We start from the raw sequence: 1,877 nt of genomic DNA, 5'->3' as shown, positions 1-1,877 counted from the left end.
GCCGACCGGGTCCCCGGGCCTTACATCAACACGTTGCCGGTCCGGGTCCAGGTCGGTGAGACGGGGGTCGCGCAGGCGGTCACCGGGATGCGGGGGCAGCTCGCCGAACTCCTGGCGCACGAGCACGCCTCCCTGGCGGTGGCGCAGCGGGCGAGCGGCGTGCCGGGGGATGCGCCGCTGTTCACCTCGCTGTTCAACTACCGCCACAACGGCGGTGACGACCAGGCGCCCGACGCCTTCGACGGCATCGAGGTCGCCTACTCCCAGGAACACACGAACTATCCCCTGCTGGTCTCCGTGAACGACGACGGCGACCGGCTCCGGGTGGTGGTCGGCGCGGTGGCGCCCATCGACCCCGCGCTGGTCGCCGAGTTGCTGTGCACGGCGGTCGGCAACCTGGTGCACGCCCTGGAGGCCGACACGGCAACGCCGCTGGCGGTGGTCGGGGTGCTGGGCGAGCGCGAACGGCGTGTGCTGGAGGAGTGGAACGACACCGCCGCGACCGTGCCGGACGCGACCGTGGTGGACCTGTTCGAGGCGCAGGCCGCGCGGACGCCGGACGCGGTGGCCGTGGTGTGTGACGGCGTCGAGGTGAGCTACGCGGAGCTGAACGCTCGGTCGGATCGGCTCGCGAACGCGCTCGTCGAGCGTGGGGTGGGGCCGGAGTCGATCGTGGGGGTGGCGCTCGAACGCGGCATCGACCTGATCGTGGCCGTGTTCGGCGTGCTCAAGGCGGGCGGCGCCTACCTGCCGATCGACGTCAGTTACCCCGCCGAACGCATCGCCTATCTGGTGGAGGATGCCCGCCCTGCGATCGTGCTCGTCTCTGCGGAGACGGTGGCCGCGGCGCCGGGCCCGGTGCTGATCGTGGACGACGCGGTCGGTGCCGAGGGGCCGGTTCGCGGGGTGGGGCTGCGGCCGGAGCATCCGGCTTACGTGATCTACACGTCGGGCTCCACGGGCCGCCCGAAGGGCGTGCTGGTCGAGCACCGCTCGCTGGCCAATCTGCTGCACTGGGCCACGGGCACGTTCACCGAGTTGTCGCGGGTGCTGGCGGCGACGTCGCTGAGTTTCGACGTGTCGGTCTTCGAGATCTTCGCGCCGCTGGTGTCGGGCGGCTCGATCGAGGTCGTCGGTGACCTGCTGGCGTTGGCTGATCGTGGCCGGTCGTGGGAGGTGTCGCTGGTCAGCGCGGTGCCGTCGGCGCTGGCGCAGGTCCTGGCGGAGACGACGGCGCGGCCCGGCCGGGTGGTGCTGGCGGGCGAGGCGCTGAGTGCGCCGGTCATGCGTGCGGTGAGGGAAGCGCTGCCGGACGCGCGGGTGGACAACATCTACGGCCCGACCGAGGCCACGGTGTACGCAGCCGCTTGGCACGGGGACGCTGAGGGTGCCCCGCCGATCGGCCGGCCGCTGACCAACACGCGCCTGTATGTCCTCGACCAGGGGTTGCGGCCGGTACCGGTGGGCGCGGCGGGTGAGCTTTACATCGCCGGCGCCGGGCTGGCGCGGGGCTATGTCGGCCGGCCTGGCTTGACGGCGGAGCGGTTCGTGGCCTGCCCCTACGGCGGTCGCATGTACCGTACCGGGGACTTGGCGCGGTGGAACGTCGACGGTGAGGTGGAGTACCTCGGCCGGGTGGATGAGCAGGTGAAGGTGCGCGGCTTCCGGGTGGAGCCGGGCGAGATCGAAACCGTGCTGGCAGCGCATCCCTCGGTGGTCCAGGCCGTGGTGGTGGCCCGCGAGGAGACGCTGGTCGCCTACATCGTCCCCGACAGGCCCGGTGTGGCGGAGGAGGTGCGGCGGTTCGCCGCCGGCAGTCTGCCCGGCCACATGGTGCCGGCGGCGGTGGTGGAGCTGGAGGCCCTGCCGCTGAACGC

The 1,877-nt window shown here is 72.4% G+C and carries 1 protein-coding gene; it reads left to right on the top strand.

All coding sequences use genetic code 11. The features are described from left to right. Positions 1 to 33: 33 nt before the first annotated feature. On the top strand, positions 34 to 1,877 hold a 1,844-nt coding region (locus ABZW11_RS46190; protein WP_355432916.1), incomplete at its 3' end, for an amino acid adenylation domain-containing protein.

The organism is Nonomuraea sp. NPDC004580 (assembly GCF_040609855.1).
Lineage (GTDB): Bacteria > Actinomycetota > Actinomycetes > Streptosporangiales > Streptosporangiaceae > Nonomuraea > Nonomuraea salmonea.
This window is presented reverse-complemented; position numbering and strand designations above follow the sequence as displayed.